Raw genomic sequence first — 19172 nt, forward strand, 5'->3', positions numbered from 1 at the left:
ACGTGCAGCCGCACGCCCGGTTGTACAGTCAGATCGCCCAGCCACCGGCGTAAAACGCCACCAGCGCGATAGCAATAATGACGGTGCCGACGTTGAGCTTGCGCCATTCCCCCGCGAAGAGACGTCCCACGACCAGGCTGGCGAAGCCGATCATAATGCCGGTGACGATGTTACAGGTGAGCACGATAATCACCGCCGTTAACAGGCCCGACATCGTATCGACAAAATCATTAAAGTCGACTTTCGCCACATTACTGAGCATCAGCAGACCCACATACATTAATGCAGGCGCGGTGGCGTAAGCCGGCACCAGATACGCCAGCGGTGACATAAACAGAATGGCAAGGAACAGCAGGCCGACCACAATCGCGGTAAGACCGGTTTTACCCCCCGCCGCCGTTCCTGCCGCCGATTCGATATAAACCGCAGCCGGTGACGCGCCCACCAGACCCGCGAACAGGCTGCTGACGGAGTCGCTAGTCAGCGCACGGCCACCATTGATAATCTGGCCCTGTTTATCCAGCAGATTTGCCTGACCCGCGACCGCGCGAATGGTGCCGGTCGCGTCAAAGACCGCCGTCATCACCAGTGCCAGCACGCTTGGCAGCACGACCGGCTGCATCGCGCCCATAATGTCGAGGCTGAACAGCAGCGACTCACCGCTGGCATCACGCAGGCTCGGCAGCGCAAACAATCCTTTGTAGCTCACCGCCGGATCGAAAATCAGCCCCAGCAGCGAAATGGCGATAATTGTCATGAGTATACCGCCGGGCATCCGGCGCTTCTCCAGTCCAATAATCGCTGCCAGTCCCAGCAGCGTCATCATTACCGGGAAGGTGGTGAAGTGGCCCAGCGCCACCGGCAGGCCCGGTGCCGGGTTTTTCACTACCAGGCCTACACCGTCAGCCGCAATCAGCAGCAAAAACAGGCCAATTCCGACGCCAGTGCCGTGCGCCACGCCCATCGGCAGGTTACGCAGGATCCAGGCTCGAATGCCGGTCACTGAGATCAGGGTAAACAGCAGACCCATCAGGAACACCGCGCCCAGCGCTACCGGCACGCTGATGTGCTGGCCCAGCACAAGGCTGAAAGCGGTAAAGGCGGTTAAGGAGATTGCACAGCCAATCGCCATCGGCAGATTGGCCCACAGTCCCATAATGATGGAACCAAAGCTGGCAACCAGGCAGGTGGCGACAAACACGGCAGTAGGGGGAAAACCGGCCTTGCCCAGCATTCCTGGCACCACGATAACGGAGTAGACCATCGCCAGGAAGGTGGTAAGTCCGGCCAGAATTTCCTGGCGCACGCTGCTGCCGCGCGCCGAGATCGAGAACCAGGCGTCCAGTTTTCCACTGGCCGGGCGTGATTCAGTTGACATAGTTGAGCCTCAAAAATTTTTGTTGTGTGGATCGCTCTGCGACCATCGCTGTCCCTGGAATAAGCGGGTAGACGGCGTCACTGTCGGGTTTTACCCGGCAGGCAAACGTTTACCTTGCCGCAGATAGTTGGCCGCCAGAAGCGGCCAGATAAAAAGGCATGCGATTATCCGGCGTTTAGCGGCACATTTTCAACTGTCAGAGGGAGATTCTTCAGCATAAAGATCAGGCTTAAGTCGCCAGCAGCCGCGTGGCCCAAGCCGACGTCAAACGCTGACGCCCTGAAGTTAACGCGATTTTCAGGGGGATGCGCACCGGCGCAGCCGTGATGAGACACGACCCGCCAGTGGAAGAGGGGAATTAACCTGGCAGCGAAAGCTCGCCGCCCTGATCGATCGCGCGCTGCCAGGCGGCACGCTGTTGCACAGTCTGCAGCCATTTCTGGCTGGCGGGCATCTGCTCCAGTCCGGCACGTCGCGCAAGCGCCAGCAGCGGAAAGCTCATCTGGATATCAGCGATACTGAAGCGCTGACCGGCGAACCAGGGATTTGCAGCCAGATGCTGTTCGATCATCTGCATGTGTGGCTTAAGCTGTTTATCCAGAAACGCCTTCTGCACGCCTTTACCGAATGCCGCCCCGACCGGGCGCAGCAGCCACGGCACCGGTGCTTTACCCATCTGACCGAAGATCAGCTTCATCACCAGCAGCGGCATCAGCGAGCCTTCGGCATAGTGCAGCCAGTAGCGGCACTGCAGCCGCGACGCCTCATCACTCACTTTGAGCCGGAACTCGTGATCATATTTCTCTTCAAGGTATTCGAGAATGGCACCTGACTCTGCCACTACCTGGTTCCCGTCGGTAATCACCGGTGATTTTCCCAGTGGATGCACTTTTTTCAGCGCCTCCGGGGCCAGCATGGTCGGTTCGCGTTGATAGCGTTTAATCTGGTACGGCACTTCCAGCTCTTCCAGCAGCCACAGCACCCGATGCGAGCGCGATTTCTCAAGATGGTGAACGGTGATCATCATGATTCCCTGTGTTTTGACCTTCACCAAGTATAGACGTCACTCCACATCCGGATGTTTATCATCCTGTTCCGGGTCAAGCAGCACCGCACCCGAGCCCTGCTGACCCAGCCGGTCGCCGGGATTGCGCAGCGGGCAGTCGCGCATCGACAAACAGCCGCAGCCGATACAGCCATCCAGGTCATTACGCAGGCGGGTCAGGGTTTCAATGCGCTTATCCAGCTCTTCGCGCCAGTGCTGCGTCAGCGCATCCCACTCCGGTGTCGACATGCGCTTGTCAGGCGGAATGTGATCCAGGCTGTCACTGACCGTTGCCAGCGGAATGCCGATACGCTGCGCAATCTTGATAATCGCGACGCGTCGCAGCACGTCACGGCTATATCGCCGCTGATTGCCGCTGTTGCGGGTGCTGAAAATAAGTCCTTTTGTCTCATAAAAGTGCAGCGCCGAAACCGCCACACCGCTGCGGCGCGCCACTTCACCCGGTGTTAAGACCGGTTTCGGATAGTTGCGTTCTTTTTTCATCAGGCTCTTTACCTCAAGTTAACTTGAGGAATTATACTCGCTCTCCATCAAAACCACTAAACTCCCATTACCGCTTATTAAGCACCAGAAGGATGAGACCATGATGCAAGAAGAGATCATTCATTCCCTGACGCACTGGATTGACCAGAACCTGGATAAGAGCCTGTCGATCGATGAGGTTGCCGCAAAATCGGGCTATTCGAAATGGCATCTGCAGCGTATGTTCCGTTCGGTAACGAAACAGACGCTGGGTGGCTATATTCGCGAGCGCCGTCTGACGCTGGCAGCGGAAGCGCTGTCACAGACACAGCGGCCGGTTTTTGATATTGCGATGCAGTATGGCTATGACTCGCAGCAGACCTTCTCCCGCGTGTTTCGTCGTCAGTTTTCACAGACGCCTACCGCTTACCGCCATACCATGCGCCGCCAGGCGATTCAGCGCCCTCGCCTGCTGAGTTTTGGCTGCAATGACGGTATCAGTAGCTTCACCCAGCGCACGACCGGCGAGTGCTGTCCGGTTCGTTGACCCCTCAGATGCGCCCGCCCGGGCGCATCTGACTGATTTCCCCGCCATTCTTCTTCTACTGCTCACTATTCCCTCACGCCGCTACCATACCAGAGTCAAATTTTGTTCAAAATTTAAAATCGGGTGATATAATGTGACCCAAGTCACACTTTGAACCTGGGTTGACGGCGAAAAAGCACCCCCTGACACACTTTTCCGCCGCCGGTGATGTCCGCAGATTGTCAGGAATACTTACTGATATTGAGGTCCGGCCGATGGCTACGTTAACCGCCAGTTTACTTGTTATGCGTTGGGAATTGCTGAGCGCAATCATGATGTTTTTTGCCAGCACCCTGAAAACCAAACTTCGTCAGGATAGCCGTCACGTGATGGCATTTATGTGTGGCGGGATTGGTTTAGGCATGACCTGCTGGTTTGTTACCGGTCTGATGGGCATTACCCTAAGCATGGATAACGTGCATAACTTTCTGGAAATCTCAAAGCATGCCTTTATCGATGTGATGAGCCAGGCGCCTGCTGACTGGCCGATGCCCTGATTTTTGCGCATAAAAAACCCCGCTTAGCGGGGTTTTTTATATTGCTGTGTGTGCTTAAATTTTCTTCAACATGGCAGGGATATTAACATCCTGCACTGTAACGCCCGGGCTCTGCGTTCCGCGGCGGTCCTGAATCCACATATCTCCCATCATCTGATTTAAACCACGATCTAATCCGGTGACCAGTCCTGCACCTGGGGTGAAGGTCAGTTCGCCAAAGTAGATGCGCTCGTCATGGATATACCAGTCCACACGCACGTAGTCGAAATCACTGGCCAGCTTCTTGCTCAGTTCGAGCGCATGTTCCAGTGACGGCATAATCGGTGAGACATCCAGACCGGTATCGCGAATCTTGTGATAGGCCTCATTGAGGTTATTCACGTAGAAATTCATCGACAGCAGCGGCTGGCAGCGGTTGTAGATCACCTGCAGCACATATTCGAACTTGCCATCACGCTTGTTGAACATATGAAACTTGTAATCAATCGGCGCGCTTTTGCCATCACCAATGTACTTCTCAACCAGGATACGTGGCTTGATGTAGCGATAGTGAATCTCACGCGCTTCGTTGGCGAAGTCGGTCTTCAGCCAGCGATAGCAGTCATGAATGATCTGCTGCTTGCGCAGTGCGTCCGGCTCCTCCAGCAGAATCTCTACCATGTTGGAGGCGTGGTTCGGCTTGATCACCGTCCCCTTCCAGCAGGGTAAGCTGTTCAGCGTGGTCGGGTCAGTGGTTTCGTGTACCAGCGGGATCAGGTATTCATTACCGATTTTTTCAGCAATGAATTCGCGCACCGAGTACTTATCTGACAGACGACCATAGCTCTGGTAATCGCCGAAGATAAACTTACGATACAACACCTTCTCGTTGAACACTTTTGGCTGACGCAGATTGGGCAGCTTTCTGAACTTATGGAAGTAGTAGATGCGGTCCTGATAAGCCCAGGGCATCTTCTTAATAAAATACTGCACACTTCTTCTGAGTTCTTCTTTCAACTTGAGCATATCTGACCTCATTTGTATGTTTTGTAGTTGAGTGAGGAAACCTGAATCTTTTGAATGACGCCGTTTTTAAAGAAGTAATTCATTACGGTCAGGGACAAAAGTTCTGAAAGGAAAACGCTCCACGCGGCCCCCATGATGCCGTGACCCTGGATCAACCACCAGGAGAGCGGCAAACTGATGACCATCAGGCAGATGATTTTCCTCAGCAAGTAGTTAAATCCTCCCTCTTTGACCATGTAGCGATACGCTACGGTCCCCATTGCCGAAAAGCTGGTCGCTATCGACAGCAACGTAATGAGACTTCCTGACTGTGTGAATTCCGGGCCGTACAACGCAATGATGATCCGCTCGCCATAAAGCGAAATGATCAGCAGCATCAGCAATGAAACAGCCATAACATAGCCATTGAGCCGCGCAGCCAGCTTAATGGCGACCTCGCCGCGCTCCCTGAAGATTTCAGTGAAGCAGGAGGTGATGAGCGCCACCGGGATAAAAATCCATGAGGCGGAAATGGTATTCGCCGCCGCAAACAGCCCGAGGTCGCGCGCGGGTGCCGTGCCTGCCAGGAACATCTGCGCCGCTTTTACCTGCACAGAGATAAAGATGCTGGAGATCGCCAGTGGCAGACCGGCATACATCAGATAACGCAGATAGGCAGTGCGCTTTTCGCGCGGTGGCATCTGATCCTGATGGTCCTGATAGAAGTTGTGACGCTTAATCAGATAAGGCACCAGAGTCACTGCGACAATCGACAGCGTCAGCCAGAGCGGATTAAGACGCAGCCAGGCGACAGTGAAGCTGATGCCGAAACTCAGCAGCATGCCCACGGCGTTGGCGATGGTGTTAAGACGCGAGGCAAGACGCGCGTTGTTATAAACGCTGAAGGTGTCCTGGGTGACAAAAACCGAGGCAACAAATGAGGCCAGTGCAAACGCCAGGAAATTTTCCTGCATGTTGTACCAGACCCAGATTAAGACTGGCACCGAAGTGACCAGCAACAGCACCATTCTCATCGTACGGGCGATGGTCATCAGGCGCAGGCCTTTTGACGCATTTTTGCTGACGCGTTTAAACAGAATGGTTTCGGTGCCAAAGATTGCAACGGTTTGCACCATCGCAAATAGTGAAGTAGAAAACGCCATCTGGCCAAACACCGTTGGGCCAAAGGATTTCGCCACGTAAGACGTCACAAAAATGACGCCAAAAACGGAGATGATCTTCTCAGACATCATCCAGGCGGCATTAGACATTACGCTCAATTTCATCGACTCTTCCTTAGTATTACTCAACTACAACCGCTTCGGTACAACATCCCTGTAACGAATTAATAAGCGCTCAGTGGGCCTGGCGAAAATGTAAGACTTCAGACCAAGCTGGTCCGAAAATTGAGATGTAAATCATGATCCGGAGTGTTAATTCAGGATAATTCTTATTATAAATGGCGCGAATCACTTCAGATGGAAACGATTTCAGGCTGAAAATAAAACAACCTTTAAGAGCCCTTCCCGCCATATTAATCAAGTCGGTCAGGCTAAATATCCAATGTACGTAGAATTTTTTCGTATTTTGGATGCGATGAATTTATAACAAAAATCCCCCTCCAGGAAGGCACGCCCACCGGATAAGAATAAAATAAGATTTATCCCATGATGATATTTATTCTAAATATCTTAATTTAGGCTTCGCAATTCAATTCGCGCACTTTAATACTGCCTTAATAGAATCTTACAGTGCCAGAAATTATTAAAGTCATTCTCATCCATTAATCGATAAGAAAGGTAAGAGCATTTATGAGAAAGTCACGATACAGCGAAGATCAAATCACAAATGCCATTAAAGCTTCTGAATCGGGCGTGAAAGTCAGAGAGATTTGTGAAGAGTTAGGCATCTCTGAAGCCACGTTCTACAGCTGGAAGAAGAAGTTTTCTGGGTTGTCTTCGGAAGAAGGCAGAAAAATCAAAGAGCTGGAAGAAAAACTGCAGAACATCACGCGTGAACTGCAGACGCTCAACTCGGACAAAGAGATGCTGCAGAGCGTTCTGAAGCACTTCTTTACCACTAATGAAAAACGTCAGGCTGTGGATTTCCTGCAGGCCACCTTTGACATCGGCACCCGTCGCAGCTGCCGCTTATTAGATATCAGTCGCAGCGTATACCATTATCCGTCAGGCACGGAGAACCGCTAAACCCAATGCTACCGCGCTTTTTAGACTTAACGCTGAGATTTGTTCTTACCAGAAGAGATGAAGATCATTTAACAGGACAATTGCGGCACCCTTTTCCGCTCCATTTATAACTAATGAATGGCTTCACGGCTAAGCTTCTTTTTTTGCGGTAAAATTGATTCACAACAGCAAACGTCTCGCATTCTACGGCTACTCTTCCCTTCCCAATCTCGTTTACGCGGGATTGGGCCCTCCCTTTCTTACGTAAGCCCAGCTAATCGTCGGAACTAAATCGTCTCAATATCATTAAGCCAATTTAAACATCGCGCAAAAAATAATCACCGTATATTTGAGTTAATGCTGGACCTGACTCAAATTTTTGCGGCTGCGTTTAATTCCGGGGAAAGGGTTAATGGCATATACTTTCTCCAGGATTAATCCAGGATAAATAGTTTATTGCTCCTTATCACTAACGTTATGTGTCTATCTTTTCGCTCTCTTCATTGCGCATCATTGATGCCAGAGATTAATCTTTAATTATTAACGCAGCGGCGGAGTTTTCTTACTCATTCATCACTGAGTGAAGTTAATAGTGGTTTTCAGCCTCCCTTTCTCAGGACCATACCGCAATAAAAAGCCGCTGATAAAAGCATAACGTCCATAGTGCTGCGCGATTTTTCCTGATTAACGACCGATATCTGAACAGTTACCCGCTGCCAGCGCTGAACATGGCTATGTTCAGGAGACCATCAGTCCCGTTTTTTCACTGACAAAAGGGGGATGAGAGAGGCTTTCGAGGGTAAAGGCACGATTACGCAGAGGCATGAAATCGATTTCGCGGCACAAATCTGCCGGAGAGCGAGCAAATCGGGGTAGGGTTTAATCTTAAAAAGCCGCGCGGCGTGTTATCCGCGCGGCAGAGGTCTTTTGGCAATCTTCGCGGTTTACTCTTTAACCGCGACGACGAGAGGCTGCGGTTTAATGCGCATTGCCCACAGGACACCAGCCATCAGACAAGTAATCCCCGTCACGGTGAGCAGGGGTGGCCAGCTTTGATACCAGAGAAAAGTCCACAACAGACCGAAAAGGATCTCAAAAACAATCAGTGGCCCCATCAGTACGGTGGGCAGACGCTGGCTGGCAGCGTTCCAGCATAAGGTCCCCAGCCAGGAACAGAGCAGACCAATCGCCAGCATCAGGGAGATAAACACCGCAGGACGCGGCCCAAACGGCAGCGAAAAAGCCGGCTGTTGCCAGGCGAGCTGCGCGCTGACCAGCGCGTACATGATTAGCGCCATCGGCAGCGTCACAACTCCCTGCGCTGTTGCCCAGGTCGAGGGCCGCAGTTCGGGATGTGTACGCAGCCAGCGGGCATTGCGCAGCGGATACCAGGTCCAGCAGACCACAGCCAGCAGCGCCAGCGCGATACCGGTCAGATAACGGCTGAGATCAAGCGTGTGGCCCTGACTCTGTAGCTCCGCCGCATTCACGCAGAGTAATCCGGCCGCCATCATGACCAGTGCCGGAAACAGCCGCCGCCACGGCAGGCGTCCTTCAAGATGGCCGTAACAGAGATTGGCCGTCACAGCGATCACCACCGGCAGCGTGCCGATAATCATGGTGGAGACCGGTCCGCCAGTGCGCTGAATGGCGTTCGCCAGAAACGCATAGTAGAAGAGGTTTCCCACCAGCGAGAGCTTTACCGCCTCACGCCAGTCAGTCCGGGCCAGCTTGCGCAGGCGATGACGACCGTGCCAGGCCAGCGGCAGCGCAATCAGCCCAAACGCCACATAACGTCCCGCCGATTGCAGCGCGCCAGGATAGTCAGGCACCAGCAGCGGCCCGACAAAGATCAGCCCCCACAGCAGTCCGGCGGTGACGGCAAACATGACACCAGCAAACATAATTTCTTCCTTATATAGCTTTTTCGTTCAGTGTGGCGGGTTCGGGCGGGGAATGCTTGTAGCAGATTGCGGTGGTATCAGGGCTGGCGCACCTGCTTTTGATAGCGGCCCGGCGTGATGCCATAACGGTTTGCAAAGGCGCGGGTCAGATGGGCCTGATCGGTTAATCCCACCGCCGCCGCAACGCTGGCAGCCGCTTCACCCTGTGCCAGCCTTTGCTTGGCGTCGTAAAGCCGGAAAGCCATCAGCATCTGATGCGGCGTAACGTGATAGTGCTGACGAAAGGCGCGTAAGAAGTGCCACGGCGAAAGCGAGGCCAGCGCCGCCAGCTCATCCAGCCGCACCGGTTCTGCGAGGTTTGCGCGCAGAAAGTCTCTTACCTGATCAAAACGATGCCGTGCATCCGGTCTGCCCTGTGAGGACATGCGTGCCAGCGGACGAATCTGCAACAGCAGTTCAGCCAGCAGGCTCTGGCGCGCCAGTGGTGATTCCGCCTGCCAGAGTGTCGCCAGCGTGCGGGAGAGCGGCCGCGCCACGCGCGGATCGGTCAACAGCGCCTCGTTGAACCACCAGCCGCGATCGCCGGTCAGTTCATCCATCAGCTGCGGCTGAATGTAGATCATCTGGTAGCGCCAGCCCTCTTCACACGCTGACTCACCGGTATGCAGCTCATCCGGATTCATCATGACCAGCGAGTTCTCCGGCGCAGTATATTCGGTGCCGCGGTAGCGAAAGCGTTGCGCGCCCGCTTCAATGGTGCCGATACCAAAGGCTTCATGGGTATGGGGTTCAAATGCGTAGCGGGAGATGTGGGCCTGATAGAGTTCCACACCGGGCAGCTCGGCGAGTTGCTGAAACCGGGCGCGGTCTTTCTCACAGGGAAAACTCGCCGGAACACCTTCCACTTCTCTCTCCTTATTTAACCAGTCGGTTTAGCATGCCTGTGACAGGGGGGAAAATGCAAAAGATTGCTTTCCGCAATGCCTCAGGTAACACTGCTTTTTTCAAACCAGATGGGATTAAGCATGGCACAGCGGGTAGTCGTGGTCATTGATATGCAGAATGGCGTCTTCAGCACGCCACGCTTCGACACAGCGGGAAGGATTGCACAGATTAACCGGCTGACCGAACGCGCCGATATCACAATATTTATCCAGCACCGCGAAGGCGAGATGTGCGAGGGTAATGCGGCTTTCGGGCTGCTGCCGGAAATCGCTCAGCCTGCTGGCGCACACTATGTGACTAAAACTGCCTGCGACAGCTTCTGGCACACCGACCTGGCCGCGCTGTTAAAGAGGCTGGCGGTAGAGGAATTTGTGGTGTGCGGTTGTGCCACTGACTACTGCCTGGATACCACGATAAAAGTCGGTGCCAGTGCGGGCTATGCGATTACCGTTGCCGCCGATGCGCACACCACGGCAGATCGCCGCTGGATCAGCGCCGAAGCACTGATTAACCAGCACAATGATGTGTGGGCCTCACTGCTGATCCCCGGCAACGTGCCACGTGTGCTGAGCACGGAGGCGATTCTGGCGGAATGGTCGTAGCTGGCCGCCAGACGCCGCGCATAAAAAAAGCCCGCAAAGCGGGCTTTTTTTGTACTCTCTGGCCAACGGAATCAGAACGGAATATCGTCGTCGAAATCCATTGGTGGTTCGTTGTTGTTGCTGGCCGGCGCGCTCTGTGGCTGCGGCTGCGGACGGGACTGCGCGCCACCACTGAACTGGTTATTGTTGCCCTGCGGCTGCTGCGGCTGACCCCAGCCATTGTTGTTGCCACCGCCCTGCGCGCCACCACCGGCTGGAGCGCCTGCACCGGCATTACCGCCCTGCTGACGGCCACCCAGCATCTGCATGGTACCACCAACGTTAACCACGACTTCGGTGGTGTAACGCTCCTGGCCACCCTGATCCTGCCATTTACGGGTGCGCAGCTGGCCTTCGATATAGACCTGCGATCCTTTTTTCAGGTATTCACCCGCGACTTCAGCCAGTTTGCCAAACAGCACCACACGGTGCCACTCAGTGATCTCTTTGTTTTCACCGGTCTGCTTGTCGCGCCAGCTTTCCGACGTAGCCAGCGTAATGTTGGCAACAGCGCCACCATTTGGCATATAACGTACTTCCGGATCCTGACCCAGATTCCCGACAAGAATCACTTTGTTAACGCCACGACTGGCCATGTTGCTGTCTCCCGATGAGTTAATGCATACAGTCTAATCTATCAATTCTAACACGTCCTGCGGTCTGTTTCCCACTTTCGAGCGGGGTTCCAGTTTTAATACTCTGCGCGCCAGAGGCTAAGAGTACTGGATATTTATTCAGTCTATTTTTTGTGCCATAATGACACGTTTATTCTGGCCGTGTCGGCAAGGCGCGGTGAGTGCTGCTAATCCGGGAAAGGTGAATGGATAAGATCGAAGTTCGTGGTGCCCGCACCCATAATTTGAAAAACATCAACCTGACCATCCCACGCGACAAACTCATTGTGGTAACCGGCCTGTCAGGTTCCGGTAAATCCTCACTGGCGTTTGATACGCTGTATGCGGAAGGTCAGCGCCGCTATGTGGAGTCGCTCTCTGCGTATGCGCGCCAGTTTCTTTCGTTAATGGAGAAGCCGGACGTCGATCATATCGAAGGTTTGTCGCCCGCCATTTCCATTGAACAGAAATCCACCTCGCACAACCCACGCTCGACCGTGGGAACCATCACCGAGATCCATGATTACCTGCGTCTGCTGTTTGCCCGCGTTGGCGAACCGCGCTGCCCGGATCATGATGTGCCGCTGGCGGCGCAGACCGTCAGCCAGATGGTCGATCAGGTGCTCTCCCAGCCGGAAGGCCGTCGCCTGATGCTGCTGGCGCCGGTGGTGAAAGATCGTAAGGGTGAGCACACCAAAACGCTGGAGAATCTGGCGACCCAGGGCTATATCCGCGCGCGTATTGATGGCGAAGTGTGTGACCTCTCCGATCCGCCAAAACTCGAGCTGCAGAAGAAGCACACCATTGAAGTGGTGATTGACCGCTTTAAAGTACGTGAAGATCTCGCAACCCGCCTGGCGGAATCGTTTGAGACCACGCTGGAGCTCTCCGGCGGGACGGCCATCGTGGCGGACATGGATGACAGCGCCGCAGAAGAGCTGCTCTTCTCGGCTAACTTCGCCTGCCCGATCTGTGGTTACAGCATGAGCGAGCTGGAGCCGCGCCTGTTCTCGTTTAACAACCCGGCGGGCGCCTGTCCGACCTGTGACGGCCTTGGCGTACAGCAATATTTTGACCCTGACCGCGTGGTGCAGAATCCTGAACTCTCGCTGGCGGGCGGTGCAATCCGCGGCTGGGATCGCCGCAATTTCTACTACTTCCAGATGCTGCGTTCGCTGGCGGAACACCTCGATTTTGATATCGAAGCGTCGTTCGGCAGCCTGCCAGAAAACGTACAGAAAGTGATTCTGTACGGATCAGGCAAAGAGAGCATCGAATTCAAGTACATCAACGATCGCGGCGACACCTCGGTGCGCCGTCATCCATTTGAAGGGGTGCTCAATAACATGGAGCGCCGCTACAAAGAGACCGAGTCCTCAGCGGTACGCGAAGAGCTGGCGAAATTTATCAGCAACCGCGCCTGTGCCAGCTGTGAAGGAACCCGTCTGCGTCGTGAAGCGCGTCATGTCTTCGTGGAGAACACCACGCTGCCGACCATCTCTGAGATGAGCATCGGCCATGCGATGTCCTTCTTTGAAAACATGAAACTCAGCGGCCAGCGTGCGCAGATCGCCGAGAAAATTTTGAAAGAGATTGGCGATCGCCTGAGCTTCCTGGTCAACGTCGGCCTGAACTATCTTTCGATGTCGCGTTCCGCCGAGACCCTGTCCGGTGGTGAAGCACAGCGTATCCGTCTGGCCAGCCAGATCGGTGCCGGTCTGGTCGGCGTGATGTATGTGCTGGATGAGCCTTCAATCGGCCTGCACCAGCGCGACAACGAACGCCTGCTCGGCACCCTGATTCATCTGCGCGACCTCGGTAACACGGTGATCGTGGTTGAGCATGATGAAGATGCGATTCGTGCCGCTGACCATGTGATCGATATCGGTCCGGGTGCGGGCGTACATGGCGGCCAGGTGGTGGCTGAAGGCACGGTTGATCAGATCATGGCGCAGGAAGCGTCACTGACCGGCCAGTTCCTGAGCGGCAAGCGTGGCATTGCAGTGCCAGAGGAGCGCGTCAAAGGCGACCCGGCCAAAGTCCTGAAGATTACTGGCGCACGCGGCAACAACCTCAAGGATGTCACGCTGACGCTGCCGGTCGGACTGTTCACCTGTATTACCGGTGTTTCCGGCTCGGGTAAATCGACCCTGATCAACGATACGCTCTTCCCGATTGCCCAGCGGGCGCTGAACGGCGCGACCATCGCCGAACCGGCACCTTACCGTGACGTGGCGGGACTGGAGCACTTCGACAAAGTAATCGACATCGACCAGAGCCCGATTGGTCGTACACCGCGCTCCAACCCGGCCACCTACACCGGCATCTTCACCCCGGTGCGTGAACTGTTTGCGGGCGTGCCGGAAGCGCGTTCGCGCGGCTATAATCCGGGCCGCTTCAGCTTTAACGTGCGTGGCGGACGCTGTGAAGCCTGTCAGGGCGATGGCGTGCTGAAAGTCGAAATGCACTTCCTGCCGGACATTTATGTGCCGTGCGATCAGTGCAAAGGCAAACGCTATAACCGTGAAACGCTGGAAGTGAAGTACAAAGGCAAGAGCATTCACGAAGTGCTGGAGATGACCATCGAAGAGGCACGTGAGTTCTTCGATGCGGTGCCGGCGCTGGCGCGTAAGTTGCAGACGCTGATCGATGTGGGTCTCACCTACATCCGCCTCGGTCAGTCCGCGACCACTCTTTCCGGCGGTGAAGCCCAGCGCGTGAAGCTGGCGCGTGAGCTGTCGAAGCGTGGCACCGGTCAGACACTCTACATTCTGGATGAGCCGACCACCGGCTTGCACTTTGCCGATATCCAGCAGCTGCTGGAAGTGCTGCATAAGCTGCGCGATCAGGGCAACACCATCGTGGTGATTGAGCACAACCTGGATGTGGTTAAAACTGCAGACTGGATTGTCGACCTGGGTCCGGAAGGCGGCAGCGGCGGCGGTGAAATCCTGGTGGCTGGTACGCCAGAAACCGTGGCGGAGTGTGAGAAATCACATACCGCGCGCTTCCTGAAGCCACTGTTACAGAAGTAATTCTGTCAGGCCCGCCGCGTGCGGGCCTTTTACTCTCCCCTGTCGATTCAGCCAGAAAATTGCAGAATCAGGCAAGATTCAGACATGTATAGGCATATACGCTTTTCCCCACGCTGACTATCCTTAAGCGGTTCCTCTTTGGCACGCCCCTGGCGTCGCCCTGTTTTCGCAGCACATCAACGCTGCTGCACTTCATCGAATAACACTCACGACACATCGAAACTGGAGACACCATGAATATTACGCATGCGTATGCTGCTCAGGATGCAAAATCCAAACTGGCACCGTTCGATTTTAAGCCGCGTGAGCTGCGCGCCCATGACGTTCAGCTTGAGGTGCTGTTCTGTGGCGTCTGCCACTCAGACCTGCATCAGGCCCGTAATGAGTGGAAAAACACCATTTTTCCCGTGGTTCCGGGTCATGAAATTGTCGGTCGCGTCACGGCCGTTGGCCCGCAGACGCAGAAATACAAAGTCGGCGATCTGGTCGGCGTAGGCTGCATGGTCGATTCGTGCCGCAGCTGTCCGAGCTGTCAGCAGGGTCTGGAGCAGTATTGTGAAAACGGCTTTGTTGGCACCTACAACGGTGAAGATCGTGAAACCGGCGCCATTACCTACGGCGGTTACTCAACGTCGATGGTGGTTGATGAGAGCTTTGTGCTGCGCATTCCCGAGAACCTGGAGCTGGCGGGCGTGGCACCGCTGCTGTGTGCCGGTATTACCACTTACTCGCCGCTGCGCCACTGGAATGTCGGCCCGGGCAAGAAAGTGGGTATCGTAGGCTTAGGCGGCCTGGGCCATATGGGCGTGAAAATTGCCCATGCCATGGGCGCACATGTGGTGCTGTTCACCACCTCGCCTTCCAAAATTGAAGATGGCAAACGTCTGGGTGCCGATGAAGTCGTGATCTCCAAAGATGCGGAGCAGATGGCGCAGCACGCCAACAGCTTTGACTTCATTCTGAACACTGTTGCGGCTCAGCACGACCTCAACCCCTTCATTACCCTGCTGAAGCTGGATGGCAACATGACGCTGGTGGGTGCACCAGAGCACGATCACCCGGCACCGCAGGTATTTAACCTGATCTTCAAGCGTCGCAGCATCGCCGGTTCACTGATTGGCGGCATCGCAGAGACCCAGGAGATGCTCGATTTCTGTGGTGAGCACGGCATTACGTCAGACATTGAACTGATCGCGATGGACCAGATCAATGAAGCCTATGAGCGCATGCTGAAAAGCGATGTGAAATACCGCTTCGTTATCGACATCAATACCCTGCGCGAACAGCCTGCCGCGTAACCCGCTGCCTCTGAAACCCTCTTGCTCAGGTAAGAGGGTTTTTTATTGCCGTTTAGCGGGCCGTTGCAACCTGCTGGAATGAGGCATCGACCAGATAGTAGATCTGCGAATCTTTCAGCGAACCGTCCAGGAACAGCGTGCTCCAGTGTGACTTGTTCAGATGCTCGCTGGGAATAATATCGCTATGCTCTTCGCGCAGTAATTCGGCCAGCGCAGGCGTCGATTTCAGCGAGACCGCTGGCCGCCCTTTCGCCTCATGTACCATCGCAAACAGCACGCCGTTGCTTTTAATCTGCGTGGCTTTCCAGTCACTGTGGACGCTCTGCTCCGCGCCCGGCTTACTCATGCAATAGGTCAGTAAGTCTGAGTTATTCATTACGATTCCCCTTGTAAAGTGGCGACAATCCGCCTGGCACCGCCCTCAATGCGATGCTCGCCCAGCCAGATACCCTGCCAGGTGCCCAGCACCAGACGTCCCCGCTGAACCGGTAATAACAACGAAACCCCTAAGATCGACGATTTGATGTGCGCCGGCATATCATCACGCCCTTCGTAGTCGTGCTGATAAGGCGCATTCTCCGGCACGTGCCGCATGAAATGCTGCTCCATGTCGCTGCGCACCGTCGGGTCGCAATTCTCATTTAAGGTTAACGACGCCGAAGTGTGCTGCAACAGCAGATGTAGCAGACCGGTTTTGATATCACGCAGTCCGGAGAGCGAGTTCACGATCTCATCGGTGACCAGATGAAACCCGCGCGGCTTCGCGCTCAGCGTAATAGTTTGTTGATGCCACATAGCTTATTCCTGAAACGGTTACCCCGTTTAAGTGTGCAGCATGTCGCCGAAAGGTAAACCCTGACCCATAAAAAAACCGCCAGAGAGCACCCTGACGGTTTTTTTTACAGCCTGGCGGCAGAGTTACATCACGGCGGCAAACGCTTCAGCCACCTGATGCACATTTTTGCTGTTCAGACCGGCCACACACATGCGGCCGCTGCCCACCAGATAGATGCCAAATTCGTTGCGCAGACGATCGACCTGCTGCGCACTCAGGCCGGTGTAGCTGAACATGCCACGCTGCTTCAGCAGGTAGTCGAAGTTTTTACCTGGCAGTGCAGTGCTCAGCACGTCCACCAGCGACTGACGCATGTCCAGAATGCGTAAGCGCATCGCTTCCACTTCAGCCAGCCAGCTGGCTTTCAACTCGTCATCGTTGAGTACGCGCGCGACAACCTGCGCACCGAAATTCGGCGGGCTGGAGTAGTTGCGGCGAACCGTGGCTTTTAACTGGCCCAGCACACGCGCTGACTCTTCGGCGCTGTCACAGACGATAGAGAGACCGCCCACGCGCTCGCCATAGAGCGAGAAAATTTTGGAGAAGGAGTTGCTCACCAGGGCTGGCAGGCCCGCCGCCGCGACTGCACGCAGCGCATAGGCATCCTGCTGCATGCCGGCACCAAAGCCCTGATAGGCGATATCCAGGAAAGGAATCAGCTGCTGTGCTTTCAGCACCTCAACGGTCTGATCCCACTGCGCATCGGTCAGGTCAGCACCGGTCGGGTTATGACAGCAGGGATGCAGCAGCACGACGCTTTGCGCTGGCAGGGTTTTCAGGGTGCTGATAAAGGCATCAAACCGCACGCCGTGGGTCTCTGCGTCATACCAGGGATAGGTATTTACCTCAAAACCTGCACCATTAAAAATCGCGACGTGGTTTTCCCAGGTCGGATCGCTGACCCAGACCGCAGACTGCGGGAAGTAGCGCTTAAGGAAATCGGCGCCCACTTTCAGCGCGCCAGAACCGCCCAGCGTCTGAATAGAGGCGATACGGCCCGCGTTTAACACCGGATGATCGGCACCAAACAGCAGCGGTGCAATCGCACTACGGTAGCTGTTCAGTCCTTCCATTGGCAGATAGAGCGATGCCTGATGCGGCTCAGCATAGATCTGCTCTTCGGCAGCGGCTACAGCCTTCAGCTGCGGGATGATGCCCTTTTCGTCGTAATAGAGGCCGATACTCAGGTTAACTTTGTGTTCGCGTGGATCTTGTTTGAAGGCTTCCATCAACGACAGAATCGGATCGCCAGCATAGGCATCAACGTTTTGAAACACGGTGTAGGTCTCCATGATTGGTCCAGAGGGAAGATGCGGATTAAACCCGATAGCGTCCCGGACGGTGGTTCATTGCAATAATCAGATTCAGGATCACCGCACCCGCAATCGACGCGAGCAGGATGGGGCCGCTCACCACAAACAGTGACGCCAGCACGACGCAGGTATCGACCACCATTTGCAGCTTCCCCGCGCGGATCCCAAAGCGATCCTGTAGCCACAGCGCCAGAATATTGATGCCGCCCAGGCTCGCCTTATGACGAAATAACACTATAAACCCGATTCCCATGATGACGTTACCGAACAGTGTCGCATAGAAGGGGTTAAGGTCAGAAAAGTGGACGAATAGCGGGTGCAGCTGGGTGAACAGCGACACCAGACCGACGGCGCAGAAGGTTTTCAGCGTAAATTCCCAGCCCATGCGTTTTACCGCCAGCCAGTAAAAAGGGATGTTGATCAGGAAAAACGCGCTGCCGAACGAAAGCGGCGACAGGTAGCTGATCAGAAAGGCGATGCCTGCGGTGCTGCCGGTCAGCGCCCCCGCCTGTTTCAGCATAATGACGCCGAACGAGACCATCAGGGTGCCAAGCACCATCGCCAGCGCATCTTCAATGCGCGAATGCGGGACGCGGGAGGGTTCTGCGATGTTATCCATGGGGTTTTCTCAGGGCAAATGATGCGGTTTCGATGCAAAAAACGCACCATCGCCACAGCACTGAACTGCTGTAAACCGGGTGCCAGCGATATCCCATTGATATCTAAGGCGCTTTAAAACAGAACTTTGTGCATAAATGCCGGCTGATACCGTCAACCCATGCGTTAAAGTCCGCCTCTATGCGCGCTCTTCGCATTAATTGCCGCAAGTGTGCACCAAAAGCGCACAGCGCGCACCTTTTTAGCGCGTCTTCTGCTCAGGCAGCATCATCAGCCCGTTCTCTTTCATGCGTCCCAGCACTACCGAGGTTTTCACATGGGAAACGCTCTGGTGGCCCGCGACTAACTGGCTGATTAACGCACTAAGGGAATTGAGATCGGCCACCGCCACTTTAAGCAGATAGTCCGCATCGCCGGTGGTTTTATAGGCATCCACGATCGCCTGCTCCTGCTCCACCATCCGGTGAAAGCTCTCGACATATTCTGCGGTGTGGTTAATTAAGCGCACCTCAATCAATCCCACCATGCCAAGCCCGATGGCATCGGGCGACAGCCGGGCATGATAACCCAGGATCAGATTAGCCTGTTCCAGATTGATACGTCGGCGGGAACATTGTGAGGCGGAAAGGCCGACCAGATCGCTGAGTTCCTGATTGGTCAGACGGCCGTTGGATTGTAATAAAGTCAGGATTTTAAGGTCGTAATCGTCTACGTGAGTCATTCCGTTTCCACAGCGTGATGGGCGTCGCTTTGTTACAGATAACCCGATAACCCGAGAGGTTGTCCAACACTATTTTGTGAGGATGGGGG

General features: G+C 54.8%; 19 protein-coding genes. 6 read left to right on the top strand and 13 right to left on the bottom strand.

Going from position 1 to position 19172, the window contains the following annotated elements:
* Positions 1 to 28: 28 nt before the first annotated feature.
* The 3 genes from ACK13D_RS07385 to soxR form a co-directional block, all read right to left on the bottom strand.
* Positions 29 to 1378 carry an NCS2 family permease gene (locus ACK13D_RS07385; RefSeq protein WP_418796047.1) on the bottom strand — a complete coding sequence of 450 codons (1350 nt, stop codon included), beginning with the start codon at positions 1376 to 1378 and terminating at the stop codon, positions 29 to 31.
* Positions 1379 to 1736: 358 nt separating this feature from the next.
* Positions 1737 to 2402: a glutathione S-transferase family protein gene (locus ACK13D_RS07390; RefSeq protein ID WP_010252159.1), complete on the bottom strand. Its 666-nt coding sequence runs from the start codon at positions 2400 to 2402 to the stop codon at positions 1737 to 1739.
* Positions 2403 to 2441: 39 nt separating this feature from the next.
* Complete coding sequence (soxR, locus tag ACK13D_RS07395) at positions 2442 to 2927, bottom strand: redox-sensitive transcriptional activator SoxR (RefSeq protein WP_010252161.1); 486 nt, start codon at positions 2925 to 2927, stop codon at positions 2442 to 2444.
* A 100-nt stretch (positions 2928 to 3027) separates the two neighbouring features.
* On the opposite strand from soxR, the gene soxS reads away from it, so the two are divergent.
* Entirely contained in the window at positions 3028 to 3453 is a 426-nt protein-coding gene (gene soxS, locus ACK13D_RS07400) for a superoxide response transcriptional regulator SoxS (protein WP_010252163.1), read from the top strand.
* Between the two features lie 254 nt (positions 3454 to 3707).
* Positions 3708 to 3989 carry a YjcB family protein gene (locus ACK13D_RS07405; RefSeq protein ID WP_010252166.1) on the top strand — a complete coding sequence of 94 codons (282 nt, stop codon included), beginning with the start codon at positions 3708 to 3710 and terminating at the stop codon, positions 3987 to 3989.
* A 54-nt stretch (positions 3990 to 4043) separates the two neighbouring features.
* On the opposite strand, the gene ACK13D_RS07410 is transcribed toward ACK13D_RS07405, so the two are convergent.
* Together ACK13D_RS07410 and ACK13D_RS07415 are read right to left on the bottom strand one after the other, a co-directional pair.
* The gene (locus tag ACK13D_RS07410; RefSeq protein ID WP_010252168.1) at positions 4044 to 4994 is read right to left on the bottom strand and encodes an ATP-grasp fold amidoligase family protein; all 951 of its coding nucleotides are present in this window, start codon (positions 4992 to 4994) and stop codon (positions 4044 to 4046) included.
* A gap of 8 nt (positions 4995 to 5002) precedes the next feature.
* Positions 5003 to 6259 (bottom strand): oligosaccharide flippase family protein, encoded by a 1257-nt coding sequence (locus ACK13D_RS07415; RefSeq protein ID WP_010252170.1) that lies wholly within the window; start codon positions 6257 to 6259, stop codon positions 5003 to 5005.
* A 525-nt stretch (positions 6260 to 6784) separates the two neighbouring features.
* Between ACK13D_RS07415 and ACK13D_RS07420 the strand changes: the two genes are divergently transcribed.
* A complete protein-coding gene (locus tag ACK13D_RS07420; protein WP_003855733.1) occupies positions 6785 to 7180 on the top strand; it encodes a transposase in 396 nt (131 codons plus the stop codon).
* A gap of 923 nt (positions 7181 to 8103) precedes the next feature.
* On the opposite strand, the gene ACK13D_RS07425 is transcribed toward ACK13D_RS07420, so the two are convergent.
* Positions 8104 to 9063 carry a DMT family transporter gene (locus ACK13D_RS07425; RefSeq protein WP_060681527.1) on the bottom strand — a complete coding sequence of 320 codons (960 nt, stop codon included), beginning with the start codon at positions 9061 to 9063 and terminating at the stop codon, positions 8104 to 8106.
* A gap of 77 nt (positions 9064 to 9140) precedes the next feature.
* Complete coding sequence (locus tag ACK13D_RS07430; RefSeq protein WP_010252176.1) at positions 9141 to 9968, bottom strand: AraC family transcriptional regulator; 828 nt, start codon at positions 9966 to 9968, stop codon at positions 9141 to 9143.
* Positions 9969 to 10088: 120 nt separating this feature from the next.
* Here ACK13D_RS07430 and ACK13D_RS07435 point away from each other — a divergent pair, with 120 nt between their 5' ends.
* Complete coding sequence (locus tag ACK13D_RS07435; RefSeq protein WP_187506867.1) at positions 10089 to 10610, top strand: isochorismatase family protein; 522 nt, start codon at positions 10089 to 10091, stop codon at positions 10608 to 10610.
* 71 nt (positions 10611 to 10681) lie between these two features.
* On the opposite strand, the gene ssb1 is transcribed toward ACK13D_RS07435, so the two are convergent.
* Positions 10682 to 11245, bottom strand: a complete 564-nt coding sequence (gene ssb1, locus ACK13D_RS07440) for a single-stranded DNA-binding protein SSB1 (RefSeq protein WP_010252180.1) — start codon at positions 11243 to 11245, stop codon at positions 10682 to 10684.
* Positions 11246 to 11469: 224 nt separating this feature from the next.
* Between ssb1 and uvrA the strand changes: the two genes are divergently transcribed.
* Both uvrA and ACK13D_RS07450 read left to right on the top strand, forming a co-directional pair.
* The gene (gene uvrA / locus ACK13D_RS07445) at positions 11470 to 14298 is read left to right on the top strand and encodes an excinuclease ABC subunit UvrA (protein ID WP_010252182.1); all 2829 of its coding nucleotides are present in this window, start codon (positions 11470 to 11472) and stop codon (positions 14296 to 14298) included.
* 233 nt (positions 14299 to 14531) lie between these two features.
* Positions 14532 to 15596: an NAD(P)-dependent alcohol dehydrogenase gene (locus tag ACK13D_RS07450; RefSeq protein ID WP_010252184.1), complete on the top strand. Its 1065-nt coding sequence runs from the start codon at positions 14532 to 14534 to the stop codon at positions 15594 to 15596.
* Positions 15597 to 15648: 52 nt separating this feature from the next.
* On the opposite strand, the gene ACK13D_RS07455 is transcribed toward ACK13D_RS07450, so the two are convergent.
* The 5 genes from ACK13D_RS07455 to ACK13D_RS07475 form a co-directional block, all read right to left on the bottom strand.
* Complete coding sequence (locus ACK13D_RS07455) at positions 15649 to 15972, bottom strand: MmcQ/YjbR family DNA-binding protein (protein WP_010252186.1); 324 nt, start codon at positions 15970 to 15972, stop codon at positions 15649 to 15651.
* Positions 15972 to 16391, bottom strand: a complete 420-nt coding sequence (locus tag ACK13D_RS07460) for a secondary thiamine-phosphate synthase enzyme YjbQ (RefSeq protein ID WP_010252188.1) — start codon at positions 16389 to 16391, stop codon at positions 15972 to 15974. Before ACK13D_RS07460 ends, ACK13D_RS07455 begins: the two co-directional genes overlap by 1 nt.
* A gap of 123 nt (positions 16392 to 16514) precedes the next feature.
* Positions 16515 to 17708, bottom strand: coding sequence for an amino acid aminotransferase (locus ACK13D_RS07465; protein ID WP_010252191.1), 1194 nt, complete (start codon positions 17706 to 17708; stop codon positions 16515 to 16517).
* Positions 17709 to 17748: 40 nt separating this feature from the next.
* On the bottom strand, positions 17749 to 18363 hold the full coding sequence (locus tag ACK13D_RS07470; RefSeq protein ID WP_010672216.1) for a YitT family protein: 615 nt from the start codon (positions 18361 to 18363) through the stop codon (positions 17749 to 17751).
* Positions 18364 to 18603: 240 nt separating this feature from the next.
* Positions 18604 to 19083, bottom strand: coding sequence for an Lrp/AsnC family transcriptional regulator (locus ACK13D_RS07475; protein ID WP_010252196.1), 480 nt, complete (start codon positions 19081 to 19083; stop codon positions 18604 to 18606).
* Positions 19084 to 19172 lie beyond the last annotated feature (89 nt).

The organism is Pantoea sp. K16, assembly GCF_048452805.1.
In the GTDB taxonomy this organism is placed as follows: Bacteria; Pseudomonadota; Gammaproteobacteria; order Enterobacterales; family Enterobacteriaceae; genus Pantoea; species Pantoea agglomerans.

Coding starts and splice junctions, on each gene's coding strand:
- ACK13D_RS07420 (WP_003855733.1), top strand. CDS start 6,785: ATGAGAAAGTCACGATACAGCGAAGATCAAATCACAAATGCCATTAAA.
- ACK13D_RS07390 (WP_010252159.1), bottom strand. CDS start 2,402: ATGATCACCGTTCACCATCTTGAGAAATCGCGCTCGCATCGGGTGCTG.
- ACK13D_RS07410 (WP_010252168.1), bottom strand. CDS start 4,994: ATGCTCAAGTTGAAAGAAGAACTCAGAAGAAGTGTGCAGTATTTTATT.
- ACK13D_RS07455 (WP_010252186.1), bottom strand. CDS start 15,972: ATGAATAACTCAGACTTACTGACCTATTGCATGAGTAAGCCGGGCGCG.
- soxS (WP_010252163.1), top strand. CDS start 3,028: ATGATGCAAGAAGAGATCATTCATTCCCTGACGCACTGGATTGACCAG.
- uvrA (WP_010252182.1), top strand. CDS start 11,470: ATGGATAAGATCGAAGTTCGTGGTGCCCGCACCCATAATTTGAAAAAC.
- ACK13D_RS07405 (WP_010252166.1), top strand. CDS start 3,708: ATGGCTACGTTAACCGCCAGTTTACTTGTTATGCGTTGGGAATTGCTG.
- ACK13D_RS07475 (WP_010252196.1), bottom strand. CDS start 19,083: ATGACTCACGTAGACGATTACGACCTTAAAATCCTGACTTTATTACAA.
- ACK13D_RS07470 (WP_010672216.1), bottom strand. CDS start 18,363: ATGGATAACATCGCAGAACCCTCCCGCGTCCCGCATTCGCGCATTGAA.
- ssb1 (WP_010252180.1), bottom strand. CDS start 11,245: ATGGCCAGTCGTGGCGTTAACAAAGTGATTCTTGTCGGGAATCTGGGT.
- ACK13D_RS07460 (WP_010252188.1), bottom strand. CDS start 16,391: ATGTGGCATCAACAAACTATTACGCTGAGCGCGAAGCCGCGCGGGTTT.
- ACK13D_RS07435 (WP_187506867.1), top strand. CDS start 10,089: ATGGCACAGCGGGTAGTCGTGGTCATTGATATGCAGAATGGCGTCTTC.
- soxR (WP_010252161.1), bottom strand. CDS start 2,927: ATGAAAAAAGAACGCAACTATCCGAAACCGGTCTTAACACCGGGTGAA.
- ACK13D_RS07415 (WP_010252170.1), bottom strand. CDS start 6,259: ATGAAATTGAGCGTAATGTCTAATGCCGCCTGGATGATGTCTGAGAAG.
- ACK13D_RS07385 (WP_418796047.1), bottom strand. CDS start 1,378: ATGTCAACTGAATCACGCCCGGCCAGTGGAAAACTGGACGCCTGGTTC.
- ACK13D_RS07450 (WP_010252184.1), top strand. CDS start 14,532: ATGAATATTACGCATGCGTATGCTGCTCAGGATGCAAAATCCAAACTG.
- ACK13D_RS07425 (WP_060681527.1), bottom strand. CDS start 9,063: ATGTTTGCTGGTGTCATGTTTGCCGTCACCGCCGGACTGCTGTGGGGG.